Below are 18,504 nucleotides of genomic sequence, written 5' to 3'. Positions count from 1 at the left end.
ATCATGGCGGCTCGACAGGCCCGCCCGTGGCGCAACCGCCCGGTCGGCGTGTCGGATCCGAAGGAGGGGCCCCTTCTTAACAGACGTCTGTTAAGAAGGGGCCCCTCCTCACACCTAGCTCACCGCGGCGAGGAACTCGCTGTAGAACAGGCCCAGCGCGATGGCCACCCCGATGCCGGCGATGATCCAGAAGCGGACCACGATGTTGACCTCGCTCCAGCCGGCCAGCTCGAAGTGGTGCTGCAGCGGCGACATCCGGAACACCCGCTTGCCTGTGGTGCGGAACGAGATGATCTGGATGACCACCGACATCGTGATGATCACGAAGAGGCCGCCCAGGATCGGCAGCAGCAGGATGGTGCGGGTGGACATCGCCATGCCGGCGATCAGGCCGCCCAGCCCGAGCGCGCCGGTGTCGCCCATGAAGATCCGCGCGGGCGACGTGTTCCACCAGAGGAAGCCGACGCAGGCGCCGGCCGCCGCGCCGGCGATCAGCGCGATCTCCAGCGGGTCGCGCACCGTGTAGCAGTAGGACTCGGTGTAGTTCGGGTCCGCGCACCAGTGCCGGTACTGCCAGAACGCGATCAACGCGTACGCGGCGAGCACCATCACCGAGGCGCCGGTGGCCAGACCGTCCAGCCCGTCGGTGAGGTTGACGCCGTTGGTGGCCGCCATCACCACCATGATGATGACGATCACCGCGCCGATCTTGCCGATCTCCAGCGCCGGAATGTCCCGGATGAAGCTCAACGTGGTGCTGCCGACCGTCTCGGTGTTGGTCGCGTTGCCCCGGACGTCGGTCATGCTCGACGGGAAGTAGACCGCCACCGCGCCGAAGACGGCGCCGACCAGGATCTGCCCGGCCAGCTTGCCCCGCTTGTTGAGGCCGCCGCTGTGCCGCTTACGGACCTTCAGGAAGTCGTCGATGAAGCCGACCGCGCCGGAGAACACCATCAGCCCCAGCAGCACCAGCGCCGTGATGGTCGGCTCGACCTGCGCGATCTGTGCGTCGGGCAGCGTGGTCAGGGCCAGGTGCCCGGCGACGTACGCGATGACCGTGGCCAGGATGAAGACCACGCCGCCCATCGTCGGCGTGCCCTTCTTGCCCTCGTTGCTGGCCAGCCCGAGGTTCGAGCGGATCGGCTGGCCGGCCTTCAGCCGGGCGAACACCTTGATCGCGATCGGGGTGCAGAACAGCGAGATCAGGAACGCGACCCCGATGGCGACGATGACCGCCCTCATGCGGCGCCGCCCTCCGTCGCCGTCTCCCGGGCGTCCGCGCGCAGCGCGTCGGCCACCTCCCAGGTCCGATACCGCGAGCCCTTCACCAGCACCACGTCCCCCGGACGCAGCTCGCTCCGCAGCACCTCGACGGCCGCCGCCTGATCGGTGAGCAGCACCGACTCTCCTCCCCAGTTGCCTACCGCTGTCGCGCCCTCGTGGATCGGCGCCGCCGGCTCGCCCACCACGAGCAGCCGGTCCACTCCCAACTCGGCCGCGAGCCGGCCGACCTGCTGATGACCCTCCCGCTCGAAGTCGCCCAGCTCGGCCATGAAGCCGAGCACCGCGACGGTACGCCCCTCGCCGCGCATGCTGGCCAACGCCCGCAGCGCCACGCCGGTGGACGCCGGGTTCGCGTTGTACGAGTCGTCGATCACGGTCACCCCGTCGGGGCGCTCGAACACGTCCATCCGCCGGGTGGAGACCAGGCCCAGCTCGCCCAACGCGGCGGCCAGATCGGCCAGCGGCAGGCCCAGCTCGCGGGCGACCGCGGCGGCCGCGAGCGAGTTGGACACCTGGTGCCGGCCGGTCAGCCCGAGCCGCACCGGGACGCTCCCCTCCGGCGTCACGAGCGTGTACGAGGGCCGACCCCGGCCGTCCAGCGTCACGCCCACCGCGCGCACGTCGGCCTGCGCCGACTCGCCGTAGCGGACCACCCGGGCCGCGGTCCGCGTCGCCATCGCGTCCACCCGGGGGTCGTCGGCGTTGAGCACCGCCAACCCGTCGTCGGGCAGCGCCTCGACCAGCTCCCCCTTGGCCAGCGCGATGGTGTCCACCGAGCCGAACTCGCCGATGTGCGCCACCCCGACGTTGAGCACCACCGAGATCCGCGGCGGCACCACGTCGCACAGGTAGCGGATGTGCCCCACCCCGCGGGCGCCCTTCTCCATCACCAAGTAGCGGGTGTCCGGCGTGGCCTGCAACGCGGTGTACGGATGCCCCAGCTCGTTGTTGAACGAGCCGGGCGGCGCCACGGTCGGGCCGAGACGCACCGCGAGCTGGGCGATCAGATCCTTGGTGGTGGTCTTGCCGGAGGAGCCGGTCAGGCCGATCACGGTCAGCCCGGGCAGCCGGTCGACCACCGCGCGGGCCAACCGGCCCATCGCGTCGAGCGCGTCGTCGACGAGCACCATCGGCACGCCCGGCACCTCGCGGGTGCCGAGCACGGCCACCGCGCCGGCGTCCACCGCGCCGGCGGCGTAGTCGTGGCCGTCCACCCGCTCGCCGGAGAACGCGACGAAGAGCCCGCCGGCTGCCACCTTGCGGGAGTCGAACTCGACAGTCCCGGTGACCCGGGCGTCCGGGTCGGCGCCGGCCAGCCGGCCACCGACCGCCGAGGCCACCTCGGCCAGCGTCAGCGGGATCACCGCTGCCCCACCAGGTCACCGAAGCGGGCGCGCAGCGCGGTCGCCAGCTCCACCCGGTCGTCGAACGGCAGCACCTCGCCGCCGACCTCCTGGCCGCGCTCCTGCCCCTTGCCCAGCACCGCCACCACGTCACCCGGTTCGGCCACCCGGACCGCCTCCTCGATCGCCGCCCGCCGGCCGGGCACCTCGATGATGCGGGCCGGCGCGGCGGCGGCGTACGCGCCGGCCAGCACCTCGGCCCGGATGGTGGCCGGGTCCTCGGTCCGCGGGTTGTCGTCGGTCACCAGCAGCACGTCGGCGCCCCGGGCGGCCACCTCGCCCATCACCGGGCGCTTGCCCCGGTCCCGGTCGCCGCCGGCGCCCACCACGCAGACCAGCCGACCGTCGGTCAGCCCGCGCAGCGCGGTCAGCACCGCCTCGATCGCGTTCGCCTTGTGCGCGTAGTCGACCACGCCGCGCACCGGCGCGTCGCCGCTGACCAGCTCCAGCCGGCCGGGCACGCCGCCGCAGTCGGCCACGCCGGCCGCCGCGGTGCCCGGGTCGACGCCGGCGGCCACCAGCGTGGCGACGGCCAGCAGCGCGTTGGCGACGTTGTGCCGGCCGGGCAGCGCCACTCCGGTGGGCAGCGCCGGCGCGTCCGGGCCGTGCAGGGTGAAGCGCTGCGCGTAGCCCTCGCCGTCGATGTCCTCGGCCCACCAGGTGGCGGACGGGTCACCGGCCGCCGAGTAGGTGACAGTGGCGGGCTTGCGCAGCGGGCGCAACGCCGGGTCGTCGTGGTTGAGCACCTCGACCCGGCAGCGGCCGTCGAAGAGCCGGGCCTTGGCGGCGAAGTAGTCCGCCTCGTCGGCGTGGAAGTCGAGGTGGTCGGAGCCGAAGTTGGTGTAGCCGCCGACGTCGAACCGGACGCCACCGACCCGGCCCATGGCGAGCGCGTGGCTGGACACCTCCATGACCACGGCGTCCACCCCGCGCTCGCGGGCCACCGCCAGCATGGCGTGCAGGTCGGTGGCCTCCGGCGTGGTCCGGACGCTGTCCACGACCAGGTCGCCGAGGCGGGTCTCCACGGTGCCGATCAGGCCGGTGGTGTGCCCGGCGGCGCGCAGTCCGGACTCGATCAGGTAGCTGGTGGAGGTCTTGCCGGCGGTGCCGGTCACCCCGATCACGGTCAGCTGCGCGGTCGGGTCGCCGTAGATCGTGGCGGCCACCTCGCCGAGCACGCCACGGGCGTCGTCGACGACCAGCACGGGCAGGCCCGCGCCCTCGGTCAGCGGCACACCGGCCGGGTCGGTCAGCACGGCCACCGCGCCGGCCTCGGCCGCGGCGGCGGCGAACTCCGCGCCGTGCCGGCGGGCGCCGGGCAGGGCCGCGTACAGGTCGCCGGGGCGGACCTCCTGGCTGGCGTGGGTGACCCCGGTGACGGCCAGCTCGGCGGCCCCCTCCGGCGTCGGAACGGCCAGTCGGGCGGCGAGGTCACCGAGCCGGACGGGCAGCACGGTGGCGGGACGTGGATTGCCGGACACGGCGTCAGACCCTACCCGGTCGTCCGGTTCCGACCGCACAGCCGCCCCGGTGGTTCGTCGCCACTCACCGATGATGTCCCGCCGGGCCCGCTCAGCGCGGAAAGACCTCGAACTTCGGGGACTTGTCGGTCAGCGACGGCGGCACCCGGTAGTGGCGCAGCGTGAAGCCCATCATCTCGCGGAACGCCGGCGCGGCGACCGCGCCGCCCTCGCCGCCAGGGCTCCAGACGAAGACCGCCACCACGTAGCGGGGCTTCTCCGCCGGGGCCATCCCGATGAACGAGCCGACCTCGCCCGGCTGCTTCTTGCCGTTGTCGTAGCGCAGGCCGGTGCCGGTCTTGCCGGCCACCCGGTAGCCGGGCACGGCGGCGGCCAGGCCGGTGGCCCGCCCGTCCGGGCCGTCGACGGTGGTGACCGCCTCCAGCATCCGGCGCAGGGCGGCGGCGTTGGCCGGGCTGAGCACCGAGTGGGTGGCCGGGGCGGCGCTCGGGGTCCCCTTGCCGTCCGGGCCGATCGTCTCCTTGATCAGGTGCGGTTGCACGTACGTGCCGTTGTTGGCGATGGCGTTGTACGCGGCGGCCATCTGCAGCGGCGTGGCGTCCACGCTGTGCCCGATCGGCACCGACCCGTACGACGACCCGCTCCACTCGTCGGCCGGGAGCAGCCGGCCGGGCGCCTCGCCGGGTAGTCCCTCGCCGGTCGGCTGCCCCAGCCCGAACCGCTTCTGGTAGTCGATCAGCCGGTCCTTGCCCAGCTTGCCCGCGATCTCGATGGTGCCGATGTTGGACGAGAAGGCGAGCATCCCGGGGATGCTCATCACGCGGCCGTCCGCGTGGTGGGTGTCCTCGAACGGGACGCCACCCAGGACCATGGTGTTGGGCACCGGGAGCGTGGTGTTCGGCGTGATCACGCCCTCCTGGAGCGCCGCGCCGAAGGTGATCGCCTTGTGGATCGAGCCGGGGTCCACCACGAAGCTGGTGGCCGCGTCGTCCCGGTCGGCCGGCGAGTTGACCTTGCTCGGGTCGGCCGCGTCGTAGGTGGGCTGGCTCGCCTGGGCCAGCACCTCCCCGGTGGGGACGTCCATGATGACCGCCGCGGCGACGCTGCCCTTGGCCTGGGACACCTGCTTGGCCAGGATCCGCTGCGTCATGAACTGCAGGTCCCGGTCGACGGTGAGCTGGAGCGAGCTGCCCGGCCTGGGCTGGGTGGTGCTGCTGAAGCCGCCCGGGATGGGCGCGGCCAGGTCGCCCAGACCGGCCTCGTAGGTGCGCTTGCCCGGCTGGCCGCGCAGCAGGTCGTCGTACTTCGCCTCCAGGCCCTCCAGGCCGTTCATGTCCTGGCTGACGAAGCCGATCATGTTGGCGGCAAGGTCGCCGCCGGGCACCTCACGACGCTCGTCCCGGTGCACGTTGATGCCAGCCAGGTCCAAGGCCATGATCTGCTTGGCCGTGCCGATCTCCACACCGCGGGCCAGGTAGACGAACTCGGTGTCGCGTGCGGTGCCGGGCACCTTGCGGCGCTGCATCTTGTCGGCGAGGTCGGACACCGGCACGCCAAGCAGTGGGGAGAGCGCCCGCGCGGTGGCGAACCGGTCCTTGACCAGGGTCGGGTCGGCGAAGACGTAGCGCGCCTCCACGCTGTGCGCCAGCGGCTCGCCGTCGCGGTCGAGGATGGCGCCGCGCGGGGCCGGCAGCTCGATCACCTTGACCCGGTTGGGCAGGCCGCCGTCGGCGTACGCCGGGCTGTCCGCGGTCTGCAGGTAGACCAGCCGGACGCCGATGCTGGCGAACAGCGTCAGGGCCAGCACCGTGGCCAGCCGCAGTCGCCGGCGCGGGTCGCCCAGCCTCGGCGGCCGGCGGGGCTTGCGGACCGGCCGGCGGGCCGCCGGGCGGCGCGGGCCGGGCCGGCGGCGCGGCGGCGGGTCGTCCTCGTCGTCGAACGGCTCGTGCACCGGGCGCGCGGAGACGGTCCGCACCACGCCGGCGCGGCCGCCCGCCGTCCGGCGGCCGGCCCGGGCGCTCTCCCCGGCCGTGGCCGGCTCCCGCCGGCCGGCGCGGGCGGCCCGGCCGCCGTCGACCACCTGCAACGCCGGCCGGAACGGATCGCCGGAACGGTTGCTGCGCGGGGTACGCCGCTGCTCGGCGCCGCCCTCGCGGATGGTCCGCCCGCGCGGGGTGTACGCCCTGGCGTCGGAGATCCCGCCGACGCCCGGCTCCCGCGGCTCGGCCCCACGCGACGAGCCGCGCCGGGAGCCTGTGGCGTCCCGGCGCGGTTCGTCCGATCTCGGCGGCACTGCTCAGCCTCCGTTGCCCTGCTGACCGGCGCCGGCCGGCCCGCCCTCCGCGGGGTGCGGCACGCCGATGGTCCGCCCGTCGGGCAGCCGGATGTAGGCCGGGTCCTCGGACTCCACCAGGCCCAACTTCCGGGCGTTGGCGGTGAGGTTGCCCGGCGCCTCCTGGTCGGCGATCTCCTTCTTCAGTTCCTGCTCGTCGACGTCGAGCTTGGCCTGCTGCTGCTGGAGCCGCTCCAGCCGGAAGGCGTTCTCGTTGATCTTGGTGTTGACCGCCAGGATGCCGAGCACCCCGCCGACCACGAGCACCAGGATCAGCCCGACGAAGGGCGCCCGCGGCACCCGGATCGGCGGCGGCGGGGCGACCCGCAGCCGCGGCGCGGCCGGCGTGGTGACCCGGGTCCGCTCGGCCGGACGCAGTGCGGCGCTGCCCGCCGTCGGGTACTCGCGCGCCCCCCGGGCGCGGGTCCCCTCCCGGCGGTCGGCCGCGGTCGTCGTGGTGTCTCGCGTGGTGCGCGCCGTGGTCCGGCCCCCCGACCGCGGTGCGCGCTGCCCGACGGCCCCCCGGCCGTCGCGCTTCTCGACGTTCATGTCCCCTCCCCCTCCTCGTCCGTCCCGTTCCCCGGTTGGTGCATCGCCTTCACCCGGCGGCGGTACCGTTCGCGGTCGGTACGCCCCTGCCGGGTCGCCTCCGGATCGAGCCGTTCCGCGGCCCGCAGCCGCACCGAGGCGGACCGCGGGTTCGCGGCCACCTCCGCCTCCCCGGGAAGCTCGGCGCCCCGGCTCAACAGCCGGAACGTCGGGCCCGACCCGGGCAGTTCGACCGGAAGGTCGACCGGGCCCTTGCTGCGGACCCGGTCGGCGAGCGCCTGCTTGGTGAGCCGGTCCTCCAGCGAGTGGTAGGACAGGACCACCATGCGGCCGCCCACGGTGAGCTTGTCCAGAGCGGCCGGCAGCGCCGTCTCCAGCGCTGCCAGTTCTCTGTTTACCTCGATCCGTAAAGCCTGAAACGTTCTCTTTGCCGGGTGTCCGCCCGTTCGTCGGGCCGGCGCCGGAATCGCGTCCCGGACCAGCTCGGCCAGCCGGGCCGACGACGTGATCCGAGCCCGCTCGCGCTCCCGGATGATCGCCGAGGCGACCTTCCCGGCGAACTTCTCCTCGCCGTACACCCGCAGCAGCCGGGCCAGCTCCGGGTGGCCGTAGCTGTTGACCACCTCCTCGGCGGTCACCCCCCGGGTCTGGTCCATCCGCATGTCCAGCGGCGCGTCCTGCGCGTAGGCGAACCCGCGGTCGGGTGCGTCGAGTTGCAGGGACGAGACGCCGAGATCGAACAGCACGCCGTCGATCGCCGGGTAGCCGAGCCGGTCGAGCACCTCGGGCAGCTCGTCGTAGACGGCGTGCTCCAGGTGGATCCGGTCGGCGAACCGGGCCAGCCGGACCCGCGCGTGGGCGAGCGCCTCGGTGTCCCGGTCCAGGCCGATGAGGACCGTGTCCGGGTGTGCCGTGAGGACCGCCTCGGCGTGCCCGGCCAGGCCGAGCGTGGCGTCGACGTGCACGGTCCGGCCGGGACGGCCCAGCGCGGGGGCCAGCAGCTCGAGACACCGCTCGAGCAGCACCGGCACGTGCGTGCCGCGTAGCTCCCCCATGTCGACCCCCACCGCTAGAAAACCGTTTCCGTCCACGTGTCCGTCGTCGCCACGACGCCTCGCCATACCGCCAGATCCCCATCCGCTCCCCGCCCGCCGGAGGCCGCGGCCCTCCGTGTCGGATCGTGCGCCTGGCACCGGGGAAGGGGTGCCAGGAACTCGAAAGCGGCTGGAGATCTCGCAGTACGTCGGGCGCCGTCACGCCCTACAGACCGCCGGGCAGCACCCCCTCCTCGATGTCGGCGAAGTCGTCTTCGCTCTCCGCGAGGTAGGCCTCCCAGGCCGCCCTGTCCCAGATCTCCACCCGGGTGCTCGCGCCGATCACGACCAGTTCCCGGTCGAGGGCCGCGTAGGACCGCAGGTGCCCGGGAATCGTGACCCGCCCCTGCTTGTCCGGCACCTCGTCGTGCGCGCTGGCGAAGAAGACCCGGCTGTAGGCCCGGGCCGCCTTGCTGGTCATCGGTTGCGCGCGCAACTGGTCGGCGATGCGCTGGAACTCGGGCATCGGGAAGACGTAGAGGCAGCGCTCCTGCCCTTTGGTGATCACGACACCCCCCGCCAGCTCATCCCGGAACTTGGCCGGCAGGATCAACCGGCCTTTGTCGTCCAGGCGCGGAGTGTGGGTGCCGAGGAACATCGGCCCAACCCCCTCGCCCTGAGCGGCGTTCGCGGCGCCGCTGACCCCCCGGGCCGGTGTGGCCCTCCCGGCCTCACCATCGCGCCCCACTCTACTCCACTTCCCTCCACCTGCAACCAGAATCGCCGCTTCGGCGCGGCGCGTCCACGCGCAAAACCGCACGTCAATGCGGGTGGGGCGGAGTGGAGGGCCGGGACGCCCCCGCCGGTGCGTCCGCTACCCGACATCGACCGCCGCCGTCCGGCGGAGCGCGCTCGGGCCGTCCACCGCGCCGTCCCCGGCCGAACGGTTCACCGTCGGCGGCGATCTGGCGGCGGTCGTGGTCCGGTAACCTCGCTCGGGTGACGGACGCGAAGATGCCCATGCGGGCAAAGGTGGCCAGCTCCGTGTCGCGCACCGCCGCGGCGCTGTCGCGGGCCGCGGGTCGTGGCGACGGCTCGGTGATCGGCGGCTGGATCGGCCTCAAGATCGATCCCGACCTGCTCGCCCACCTCTCGGCCGGGCGTGCCATCGCCCTGGTGTCCGGCACCAACGGCAAGACCACCACCACCCGGCTGACCACCGCCGCGGTCGGCGTGCTGGGCCGGGTGGCCTCCAACGCCTTCGGCGCCAACATGCCCACCGGGCACACCTCGGCGCTGGCCAAGGCCGGCAGCACGCCCTACGCCGTGCTGGAGGTGGACGAGCACTACCTGGCCCAGGTGCTGGAGGCGACCGAGCCGCACGTGGTGGCGCTGCTCAACCTCTCCCGCGACCAGCTCGACCGGGCCAAGGAGGTCGCCATGATGGCGCAGCTCTGGCGCGCCGCGCTGGTCCGGCACCCCAGGGTGCGGGTGGTCGCCAACGCCGACGACCCGATGGTGGTCTGGGCCGCGACACCGCCGGGCGACCCGGCCCAGGGCCACGTGCCGCCGCACGTCACCTGGTTCAGCGCCGGCCAGCGCTGGCACGACGACTCGTGGGTCTGCCCGGAGTGCGGCTCCACCATCCAGCGCTCCGGCGGGCAGTGGTGGTGCACCGGCTGCCCGCTGCGCCGCCCCGAGCCGCAGTGGACGGTAGAGGACGACGGCGTGCTCGACCCCACCGGCGCCTGGCACAAGATCCAACTTCAGCTCCCCGGCACGGTCAACCTCGGCAACGCGGCGACCGCGCTGGCGGTCGCCGCCGAGTTCGGCGTACGCCCGGTGGACGCGGTCTCCCGACTCGGCACTGTCACCTCGGTGGCCGGCCGCTACGCCCAGGTCGACCGGGACGGGCGCAACATCCGGCTGCTGCTGGCCAAGAACCCGGCGAGCTGGCTGGAGGCGTTCGACATGGCCGACGTAGCGCCGACGCTGCTCTCGATCAACGCCCGCGACCCCGACGGGCTGGACACGTCGTGGCTGTTCGACGTCGACTTCTCGCCGCTGGCCGGCCGGCAGGTGCTGATCACCGGCGACCGGGCGTACGACCTGGCGGTGCGACTCGACGTCAACGGCGTGCCGTTCCGGCACGTGCGCACGTTCGACGAGGCGGTCCGGGCGGTGCCGCCGGGCCGGCTGGAGGTCATCGCCAACTACACCGCCTTCCAGGACATCCGAGCGGAGCTGGACCGTGTCAACTGAGAGCCTGCGCATCGTCTGGGTCTATCCCGACCTGCTGTCCACCTACGGCGACCGGGGCAACGCGCTGATCCTGGCCCGCCGGGCCCAGCTGCGCGGCATGCCGGTCGAGGTGCTGGAGGTCCGCTCCGACCAGCGACTGCCGGCCACCGCCGACATCTACCTGATCGGCGGCGGCGAGGACGGCCCGCAGGCGCTGGGCGCCCAGCGCCTGCTCGCCGACGGCGGCCTGCACCGGGCGGTGGCCCAGGGTTCCGTGGTGTTCGGCGTCTGTGCCGGCTACCAACTGCTCGGCACCTCCTTCTTCGCCAAGGGCACCCGCTGCGCCGGCCTGGAGCTGCTCGACCTCTCCTCCGACCGGGGTCCGAACCGGGCGGTCGGCGAGCTGGCCGGCGAGGTCGACCCGCGGCTGGGCATCCCGCAGCTGACCGGGTTCGAGAACCACGGCGGGCGCACCCACCTCGGCCCGGGCGTGTCGCCGCTGGCCCGGGTGACCGCCGGCGTCGGCAACGACGGCGCCACCGAGGGCGCCTGGCGGGGCAAGCTGCTCGGCACCTACTCGCACGGTCCCGCGCTGGCCCGCAACCCCGACCTGGCCGACCTGCTGCTGCGGTGGGCCACCGGCATCCACCAGCTCCCGCCGCTCGACGACACCTGGGCCGACCGGCTCCGGTCGGAGCGCCGCAACGCGGTGGCCGCCGCCGCCCGGGCATGACCGGCGCCGCCCGGCCAGGGCGGCGACCGGTGGTCCGCCGGCTCGCCGGGCTGCTCGGGCAGCCGTCGGCGCGCCGGTTCGGGCTGTTGCTCCTGCTCCTCGCCGGGTTCGCCGTCACGCTGCTGCTGGTGCCCCGGCCGGACGCGGCGGACCTGCCCCGGCTCGCCGACGCGCTCGGCGGGTACGCCCCGGTCGCGGCCGTGGTCGGCGGCGCGCTGCTGCTGGTGGCCCTGGTGCCCCGGACGTTCGTCACGCTGGCCTCGGGTGCGATCTTCGGTCCGGTGCAGGGCGCCGCGTACGCGCTCGGCGCGGCGCTGCTCGCGGCGGCGCTCGGGTTCGCGGTCGGCCGGATGCTGGGCCGCGACTTCGTGGCCGAGCGGGTCCGCGGCCGGCTGGCCCGGCTGGACGGCTGGTTCGCCCGACAGAGCGTGTTCGGGGTGATCACCGTGCGACTCCTGCCGATCGCCGGCTTCGGGCTGGTCAGCTACGGCTACGGCACCACCGCGGCCCGGGTGCTGCCGTTCCTGGCCGGCAGCGTGATCGCCTCCGCCCCCACCGCCATCGGCTACGCCGCGATCGGCGCGGCGGTGAGCAGCCCCGGTTCGATCAACTGGTACGCGGCCGCGCCGGCCAGCCTCGGCCTGATCGCCAGCGTGCTCATCATCCACCGCTGGTGGCGGGCCGAACGGCAACGCCGGCTGGGCCCGAGCTGACGTGGCCGGCACCGAGGAGACCCTGCCCGGCGGGTTCGTCGCCGAGGTGGTCCGGATCGGCGACACGGTCCGTCGCACGCCGCCCGCCGACGCCGACTTCGCCGCCGCGCTGCTGCGCCACCTGGCGGCGAACGCTCCCGGTGTCGCCCCCGCGTACCTGGGAAGAGACGACCGGGGCCGGCAGGTGCTCTCCCACGTCGACGGGGTGGTGCCCTGGCGCGACCGGGAGGACCCGGTCTTCTTCGCCGACGCCGCGCTGACCCGCCTGGCCGGCCTGATCCGGGCGGTGCACGACGCCTGCGCCGGCACCGACCTGGCCGGCGGCGCGGAGACGGTCTGCCACCGGGACCTGTCGCCGAAGAACACGGTCTACCGGGTCGGACCGGCCGGCCCGGTGCCGGTGGCGCTGCTCGACTGGGACCTCGCCGGCCCCGGCCGCCGGATCGAGGACGTGGCGTTCGCCGGCTGGCACTGGGCCGACCTCGGCGGCGACTCCGACCCGGCCGAGCTGGGCCGACGCTGCCGATTGCTCTGCGCGGCCTACGACGCGGCCGGGACCGGGACGCCGCTCCCCCGGGCCGATCTGGTCGGCGTGATGCTCGACCAGATCGAGGGCACCTGGCGCGGCATCGACGCCGGCGCCGACCGGGACCTGCCCGGCATGCGCCGGTTGCGCGCCGCCGGAACGGTCGAGACGGTACGCGGCTGGCACGACTGGCTACGCCGGCACCGCCCGACGGTCGAGGCCGCGCTCGACGCGACATGACCGGTCCCGCTCAGGCACTGGCTCGCGTCATCGGCCGGTGAGGCCAGTCGGCCGCTTTGGAGCTGACATCAGAAACGACTCAGTTGTGGGCGTCAGGTGCCGGGCGGTCCGAGTCGTCAGTGCTATCAGCTCGAAAGGGAGTGCGACCTGATCGGTCGTCAGCGAGGGCGGGAACTGCGTCCGCAGGCCGGCCGCCCAGGCGGCGACACCGGCAGGCATCGCCCCGGCCGCGCCGCCCAGACCAGACCAGCCCAGACCAGCCCAGCACGGCACGGCACGGCAGGATCGGCGGGGCGAGTGACCGGACCCGCGCGGTGACCGCGCTGCTCGCCACGGTGGTCGCGCACCGCCGCGAACGGTGCCAGGTCCCGGACGCGCTCACCCCAGGCGCGCCCGAGACCTGAAGGGTCAGGCGACGACCGAGACCATTCGACCCTTCACCACGATCACCTTGCGTGGCTCCTTGCCGGCCAGCGCGCCGGCGACCGCCTCCAGCGCGGCCGCCCGGACCGTCTCCTCGGAAGCGTCGGCCGCCACCTCGATCCGGCCCCGGACCTTGCCGTTGACCTGCACCGGGTAGGTCACCGTCTCGGCCACCAGCAGCGCCGGGTCGGCGACCGGGAAGTCGGCGTACGCCAGCGAGGTGTCGTGGCCCAGCCGGCGCCACAGCTCCTCGGCCAGGTGCGGGGCGAACGGGGCGACCATCAGCACCAGCGGCTCGGCCACCTCGCGCGGCGTCTCGGCCAGCTGGGTCAGGCCGTTGGTCAGCTCGATCAGCTTGGCGATCGCGGTGTTGAACCGGACCCCGTCCATGTCGGCCCGGACCCCGGCGATCACCTTGTGCAGCAGTCGTCGGGTCGCCTCGTCGGCCGGGGCGTCGGTCACCCGCGACCCACCGGTCCCCTCGTCCACCACCGTGCGCCAGACCCGCTGCAGGAACCGGTACGAGCCGACCACCGCCCGGGTCTCCCACGGGCGGGACACCTCCAGCGGACCCATCGACATCTCGTACACCCGGAAGGTGTCGGCGCCGTACGCCGCGCACATGTCGTCCGGGGTGACCACGTTCTTCAGCGACTTGCCCATCTTGCCGTACTCGCGGCGGACCTCGGTCTCGCCGTGGAACCAGCGGCCGTCGACCTCGACGACCTCCTCGGCGGGCACGTAGGCGCCCCGGGGGTCCACGAACGCGTACGCCTGGATCATGCCCTGGTTGAACAGCTTGCGGAACGGCTCGAACGACGAGACGTGCCCCAGGTCGAACAGCACCTTGTGCCAGAAGCGGGCGTACAGCAGGTGCAGCACGGCGTGCTCGGCGCCGCCGACGTACAGGTCGGTGCCCCCGCAGTCGCCGGGCCGCCGCGGCCCCATCCAGTACGCCTCGTTCTCCGGGTCGGCGAAGCGCTGCGAGTCGGTCGGGTCCAGGTAGCGCAGCTCGTACCAGCAGGAGCCGGCCCACTGCGGCATCACGTTGGTCTCGCGGGTGTAGCGCTTCGGCCCGTCACCCAGGTCCAGCTCGACCTCGACCCAGTCGCGCCGCCGCGACAGCGGGGTCTCCGGGTTGCTCTGCGCGTCCTCCGGGTCGAACGTCTTCGGCGAGAAGTCGTCCACCTCGGGCAGCTCGACAGGCAGCATCGACTCCGGCAGCGCGATCGGCGCCCCGGTCTCGTCGTAGACGATCGGGAACGGCTCGCCCCAGTAGCGCTGCCGGGAGAACAGCCAGTCGCGCAGCCGCCAGGTGACCGCGCCCGCGCCGTGTCCGTTCGCCTCCAGCCACTCGATGATCCGGGCCTTGGCCTCGGCCACCCCCAGGCCGTCCAGGTCGACGCCCCGGTCCGGGGCGGCGCTGTTGATCGCCGGTCCGTCGCCGGTGAACGCCTTGCCGTCGAAGCCCTCCGGCGGTGCCACGGTGCGCACGATCGGCAGGTCGAAGACCTCGGCGAAATCCCAGTCCCGCTCGTCCTGCGCCGGCACCGCCATGATCGCGCCGGTACCGTAGCCGGCCAGCACGTAGTCGGCGATGAAGATCGGGACCTGCCCGCCGGTCACCGGGTTGGTCGCCCAGGCGCCGACGAAGACGCCGGTCTTCTCCTTGCTGTCCGACTGCCGCTCGACGTCCGTCTTGGCCGCGGCGGCCTTCCGGTACGCCTCGACGGCCTCACGCGGACCGGCGTGCCCGCCGGTCCACGCGTCCTTCGTCCCCTCCGGCCAGGCGGCCGGCGTCAGCACGTCGACCAGCTCGTGCTCGGGCGCCAGCACCATGTAGGTGGCGCCGAAGATGGTGTCCGGCCGGGTCGTGAACACCCGCACCGGGGCGGCGGCGGTCGGGAAGTCGATGTGCGCGCCGGTCGACCGGCCGATCCAGTTGCGCTGCTGCAGCTTGATCGGCTCGGGCCAGTCCAGTGTGTCCAGGTCGTCCAGCAGCCGGTCACCGTACGCGGTGATGCGCATCATCCACTGCTTCAGGTTGCGCTTGAAGACCGGGAAGTTGCCCCGCTCGGAGCGGCCGTCGGCGGTGACCTCCTCGTTGGCCAGCACGGTGCCCAGCCCCGGGCACCAGTTCACCGGCGCCTCCGAGACGTACGCCAGCCGGTGGTCGTCGACGACGCGGCGGCGCTCGGCCACGGTCAGCTCGGCCCACGGGCGGCCGTCCGGGGTCGGGCGGTTCCCGCCCTCGAACTCGGCGATCAGCTCGGCGACCGGCCGGGCCTTCCGCGCGTCCGCGTCGTACCAGGAGTTGAAGACCTGCAGGAAGATCCACTGCGTCCAGCGGTAGAACTCGGTGTCGATGGTCGCGACCGAGCGCCGCTCGTCGTGGCCCAGCCCTAACCGGCGCAGCTGCGCCTTGTACCGCTCGATGTTGGCGACCGTGGTGGTCCGCGGGTGGGTGCCGGTCTGCACCGCGTACTGCTCGGCCGGCAGGCCGAACGCGTCGAAGCCCATCGCGTGCAGCACGTTGCGCCCGGTCATCCGCTGGTAGCGGGCGTAGCAGTCGGTGCCGATGTAGCCCAGCGGGTGCCCGACGTGCAGGCCGGCACCCGACGGGTAGGGGAACATGTCCAGCACGTACAGCTTCTCCGCGCCGGCGCGGGGGTGGCCCGGGTCGGCCAGCGGGCCGGTCGGGTTCGGCGCGTGGAAGGTGCCCTCCCGCTCCCAGGTGTCCTGCCAGCGGTTCTCGATCTCGTCGGCCAGGGCGGCGGTGTACCGGAACGGGGGAATGTCGGTGGCCGGTGCGGCTGCCTCACTCATGGCGTCTCCTCGGCGCGGGTCATGTCGGGTGGATGGAGATCTGCTTCGGGCACAAAAAAGCCCCTCGCGCAGGAGGGGCGGCCGTGCTGTCGCGTGTTCAGCGCATCAGCACGGCTCGGTAAGAAGCAGGAAGACTCCGGCCATGCGTCGCAGTGTACCCCGGTCCCCCGTCCGGCGAATATTCGGGGCGTAACCGACCGACCACCTGCGGGAGTCGGCGATAGCGACAAACATGGTTAGCCTGAGAGGCCAGTGAGATGCGTGCGGCAGACGAGGCTCGGCGTCGCGAACCCAACGGCGGGTCCAGGTGCTCTATACAGAGCTGCCGTTCCGGCGACGAGGAGGAGGCCCGTGACACAACAGACCTGGGACGAGGTGGGCGGTCTGCTGCCGCACGACGAGTTCCGTGCCGCCAGCGAGGCCATCGTGGCCAACATCGAGCAGGTCATCGCGGGTAAGACGGCCACCGTCCGGCTCGCCCTGGCGGTGCTGCTCGCCGAGGGTCACCTGCTCATCGAGGACGTGCCCGGCGTCGGCAAGACCAAGCTCGCCAAGTCGATGGCCCGGTCCATCGACTGCTCGGTCCGCCGCATCCAGTTCACCCCCGACCTCCTGCCCAGCGACGTCACCGGCGTCAGCGTCTACAACCAGGAGACCCACGACTTCGAGTTCCGTCCGGGTGCGGTCTTCGCCAACCTGGTCGTCGGCGACGAGATCAACCGGGCCTCGCCGAAGACCCAGTCGGCGCTGCTCGAGTGCATGGAGGAGCGGCAGGTCACCGTCGACGGGGTGACCTACCAGCTCCAGACGCCGTTCATGGTGATCGCGACGCAGAACCCGATCGAGATGGAGGGCACCTACCCGCTGCCGGAGGCGCAGCGGGACCGGTTCACCGCCCGCATCGCGATGGGCTATCCGGATCCGAACGCCGAGCTGGCCATGCTCGACGGGCACGGGGCCACCGACCCGTTGGCGGGGCTGCGCCCGGTCTCCGACGCGGCGACCGTACGCCGGCTGATCGGCCACGTGCGGCAGGTGCACGTCGCCGACGCCGTCAAGCAGTACGCGATCGCCCTGGTTACCGCCACCCGTGAGGCACCCGACCTGCGGCTCGGCGCGTCCCCGCGGGCCACCCTGCAACTGCTGCGCACCGCCCGCGCGGTGGCCGCCCTGGAGGGCCGCGACTACGTCCTCCCGGACGACCTGCAGGCCCTCGCGGTGCCGGTGCTGGCGCACCGGATCATCCCGACGGCGGACGCGCAGCTCGCCCGGCGCACCACCGACGCGATCGTCGCCGAGCTGGTGCACCGCCTGCCGTTGCCGCACGACCGGCAGCGTTCCCCGTACGACACCCGGCCCGGCCACGGGACCGGCAACGGCCGCGGGCCGTACGAGCCACGGAGGCCATGACGTGCGTGACGGCCTGCGCGGGCTGACCACCCGCGGCCGCTCCTTCCTGGCGGCCGCGGTCGCGGCCGCGATCTCCGCCGCCATCCTCGGCGAGAAGGACCTGCTCCGGGTGGCCGTCCTGCTGGCCGTCCTGCCGCTGCTCGCCGCCGCGTACGTGGGGCGCAGCCGCTACAAGCTGGCCTGCCACCGCACGCTCGAGCCGCACCGGGTGCCGGTCGGGGCCAGCTCCCGGGTGGTGCTGCGGTTGCAGAACCTGTCCCGGCTGCCCACCGGCACCCTGCTGCTGGAGGACCGGCTGCCCTACGCGCTGGGCAGCCGGCCCCGGGTGGTGCTGGAGCGGCTCGGCGCGCACCAGGCCAGCTCCGTGGCGTACACGGTCCGCGCCGACGTGCGCGGTCGCTACGACGTGGGTCCGCTGGTGATCCGGCTGACCGACCCGTTCGGCCTCTGCGAACTGACCCGGTCGTTCCCCAGCACCGACCACCTCACCGTGATCCCGCAGGTCACCCCGCTGCCCGCGGTGCGGCTGCCGGGCGAGTACGCCGGCAGCGGCGACAGCCGGGCCCGCTCGGTCGCGGTGCACGGCGAGGACGACGCCGCCACCCGGGAGTACCGGATGGGCGACGACCTGCGCCGGGTGCACTGGAAGTCGACCGCCCGCACCGGTGAGCTGATGGTGCGCCGCGAGGAGCAACCGTGGGAGAGCCGGGCCACCGTGGTGCTGGACACCCGCGCCGCCGGGCACCGGGGCGAGGGGCCGACGGCCAGCTTCGAGTGGGCCGTCTCGGCCGCCGCCAGCATCGCCGTGCACCTGCGCCAGGCCGGCTACAAGTTGCGCCTGGTCACCGGCAACGGCGTGGACGTCGGCGCCACCGAGGCCGGTGGTGAGGGCCTGCTCCTCGACCATCTCGCCGAGGTGCACCTGGACCGGCGCGGCGAGATCACCACGCTGGTGCAGCAGGTCCGGCAGCGGGCCGACGGCGGCCTGATCATCGCGTTGTTCGGCACGCTCGGCGACGCCGAGGCGGAACTGCTGGCCGGGCTGCGTGGCAACGGCGCCACCTGCGTGGCGTTCCTGCTCGACAGCAACACCTGGCTGAACCTGCCGCCCAAGGCTCGGGTCGAGGCGGAGCGGGCGCACGGCAGCTCCGCCCTCGCCCTGCTGCAGAGCGGCTGGCGGGTCATCGGGGTGGAGCACGGCAACCGGCTGCCGGCACTGTGGCCGCAGGCCGGCCGCGGCTCCCAGGGCTTCGCCCTGCGGGCGGCGCTGGCCGAGACGGTCGCCGGCGGCATGCGATGACCGGAAGGA

General features: G+C 73.6%; 14 protein-coding genes. 6 read left to right on the top strand and 8 right to left on the bottom strand.

Annotated features, from left to right (window positions below; translation table 11 throughout):
* Positions 1 to 114: 114 nt before the first annotated feature.
* The 7 genes from mraY to mraZ form a co-directional block, all read right to left on the bottom strand.
* Positions 115 to 1,242 carry a phospho-N-acetylmuramoyl-pentapeptide-transferase gene (gene mraY / locus O7598_RS08110; RefSeq protein ID WP_091059603.1) on the bottom strand — a complete coding sequence of 376 codons (1,128 nt, stop codon included), beginning with the start codon at positions 1,240 to 1,242 and terminating at the stop codon, positions 115 to 117.
* On the bottom strand, positions 1,239 to 2,648 hold the full coding sequence (locus O7598_RS08105) for a UDP-N-acetylmuramoyl-tripeptide--D-alanyl-D-alanine ligase (RefSeq protein WP_269690721.1): 1,410 nt from the start codon (positions 2,646 to 2,648) through the stop codon (positions 1,239 to 1,241). Before O7598_RS08105 ends, mraY begins: the two co-directional genes overlap by 4 nt.
* Entirely contained in the window at positions 2,645 to 4,207 is a 1,563-nt protein-coding gene (locus O7598_RS08100) for a UDP-N-acetylmuramoyl-L-alanyl-D-glutamate--2,6-diaminopimelate ligase (protein WP_269690720.1), read from the bottom strand. The genes O7598_RS08105 and O7598_RS08100 overlap by 4 nt, the downstream gene beginning before the upstream one ends.
* A 52-nt stretch (positions 4,208 to 4,259) precedes the next feature.
* Entirely contained in the window at positions 4,260 to 6,461 is a 2,202-nt protein-coding gene (locus O7598_RS08095) for a peptidoglycan D,D-transpeptidase FtsI family protein (RefSeq protein ID WP_269690719.1), read from the bottom strand.
* Positions 6,462 to 6,464: 3 nt separating this feature from the next.
* Positions 6,465 to 7,049, bottom strand: coding sequence for a hypothetical protein (locus O7598_RS08090; RefSeq protein WP_269690718.1), 585 nt, complete (start codon positions 7,047 to 7,049; stop codon positions 6,465 to 6,467).
* Positions 7,046 to 8,104 (bottom strand): 16S rRNA (cytosine(1402)-N(4))-methyltransferase RsmH, encoded by a 1,059-nt coding sequence (gene rsmH / locus O7598_RS08085; protein ID WP_332367367.1) that lies wholly within the window; start codon positions 8,102 to 8,104, stop codon positions 7,046 to 7,048. The genes O7598_RS08090 and rsmH overlap by 4 nt, the downstream gene beginning before the upstream one ends.
* Positions 8,105 to 8,309: 205 nt before the next feature.
* The gene (gene mraZ / locus O7598_RS08080) at positions 8,310 to 8,741 is read right to left on the bottom strand and encodes a division/cell wall cluster transcriptional repressor MraZ (RefSeq protein WP_091060154.1); all 432 of its coding nucleotides are present in this window, start codon (positions 8,739 to 8,741) and stop codon (positions 8,310 to 8,312) included.
* Between the two features lie 356 nt (positions 8,742 to 9,097).
* Here mraZ and O7598_RS08075 point away from each other — a divergent pair, with 356 nt between their 5' ends.
* The 4 genes from O7598_RS08075 to O7598_RS08060 are packed head-to-tail and all read left to right on the top strand — an operon-like array spanning position 9,098 to position 12,536.
* Complete coding sequence (locus O7598_RS08075; protein WP_091060150.1) at positions 9,098 to 10,345, top strand: MurT ligase domain-containing protein; 1,248 nt, start codon at positions 9,098 to 9,100, stop codon at positions 10,343 to 10,345.
* Entirely contained in the window at positions 10,335 to 11,057 is a 723-nt protein-coding gene (locus tag O7598_RS08070; protein ID WP_269690717.1) for a type 1 glutamine amidotransferase, read from the top strand. The genes O7598_RS08075 and O7598_RS08070 overlap by 11 nt, the downstream gene beginning before the upstream one ends.
* Positions 11,054 to 11,770 (top strand): TVP38/TMEM64 family protein, encoded by a 717-nt coding sequence (locus O7598_RS08065; RefSeq protein ID WP_269690716.1) that lies wholly within the window; start codon positions 11,054 to 11,056, stop codon positions 11,768 to 11,770. The genes O7598_RS08070 and O7598_RS08065 overlap by 4 nt, the downstream gene beginning before the upstream one ends.
* Before the next feature lies 1 nt (position 11,771).
* On the top strand, positions 11,772 to 12,536 hold the full coding sequence (locus O7598_RS08060; RefSeq protein ID WP_269690715.1) for a phosphotransferase: 765 nt from the start codon (positions 11,772 to 11,774) through the stop codon (positions 12,534 to 12,536).
* 408 nt (positions 12,537 to 12,944) lie between these two features.
* Here the strand turns inward: O7598_RS08060 and leuS are convergent, their stop codons facing one another.
* Positions 12,945 to 15,785 carry a leucine--tRNA ligase gene (gene leuS, locus O7598_RS08055; protein WP_269690714.1) on the bottom strand — a complete coding sequence of 947 codons (2,841 nt, stop codon included), beginning with the start codon at positions 15,783 to 15,785 and terminating at the stop codon, positions 12,945 to 12,947.
* A gap of 351 nt (positions 15,786 to 16,136) precedes the next feature.
* Between leuS and O7598_RS08050 the strand changes: the two genes are divergently transcribed.
* Positions 16,137 to 17,195: an AAA family ATPase gene (locus O7598_RS08050; protein ID WP_269690713.1), complete on the top strand. Its 1,059-nt coding sequence runs from the start codon at positions 16,137 to 16,139 to the stop codon at positions 17,193 to 17,195.
* 1 nt (position 17,196) lies between these two features.
* The gene (locus tag O7598_RS08045) at positions 17,197 to 18,495 is read left to right on the top strand and encodes a DUF58 domain-containing protein (protein ID WP_269690712.1); all 1,299 of its coding nucleotides are present in this window, start codon (positions 17,197 to 17,199) and stop codon (positions 18,493 to 18,495) included.
* The last annotated feature ends 9 nt before the right edge of the window (positions 18,496 to 18,504 follow it).

This window comes from Micromonospora sp. WMMC241 (assembly GCF_027460165.1).
GTDB lineage: Bacteria > Actinomycetota > Actinomycetes > Mycobacteriales > Micromonosporaceae > Micromonospora > Micromonospora humi.
The sequence above is the reverse complement of the archived record's forward strand: the minus strand, read 5'-3'. Positions and strand labels throughout refer to the sequence as shown.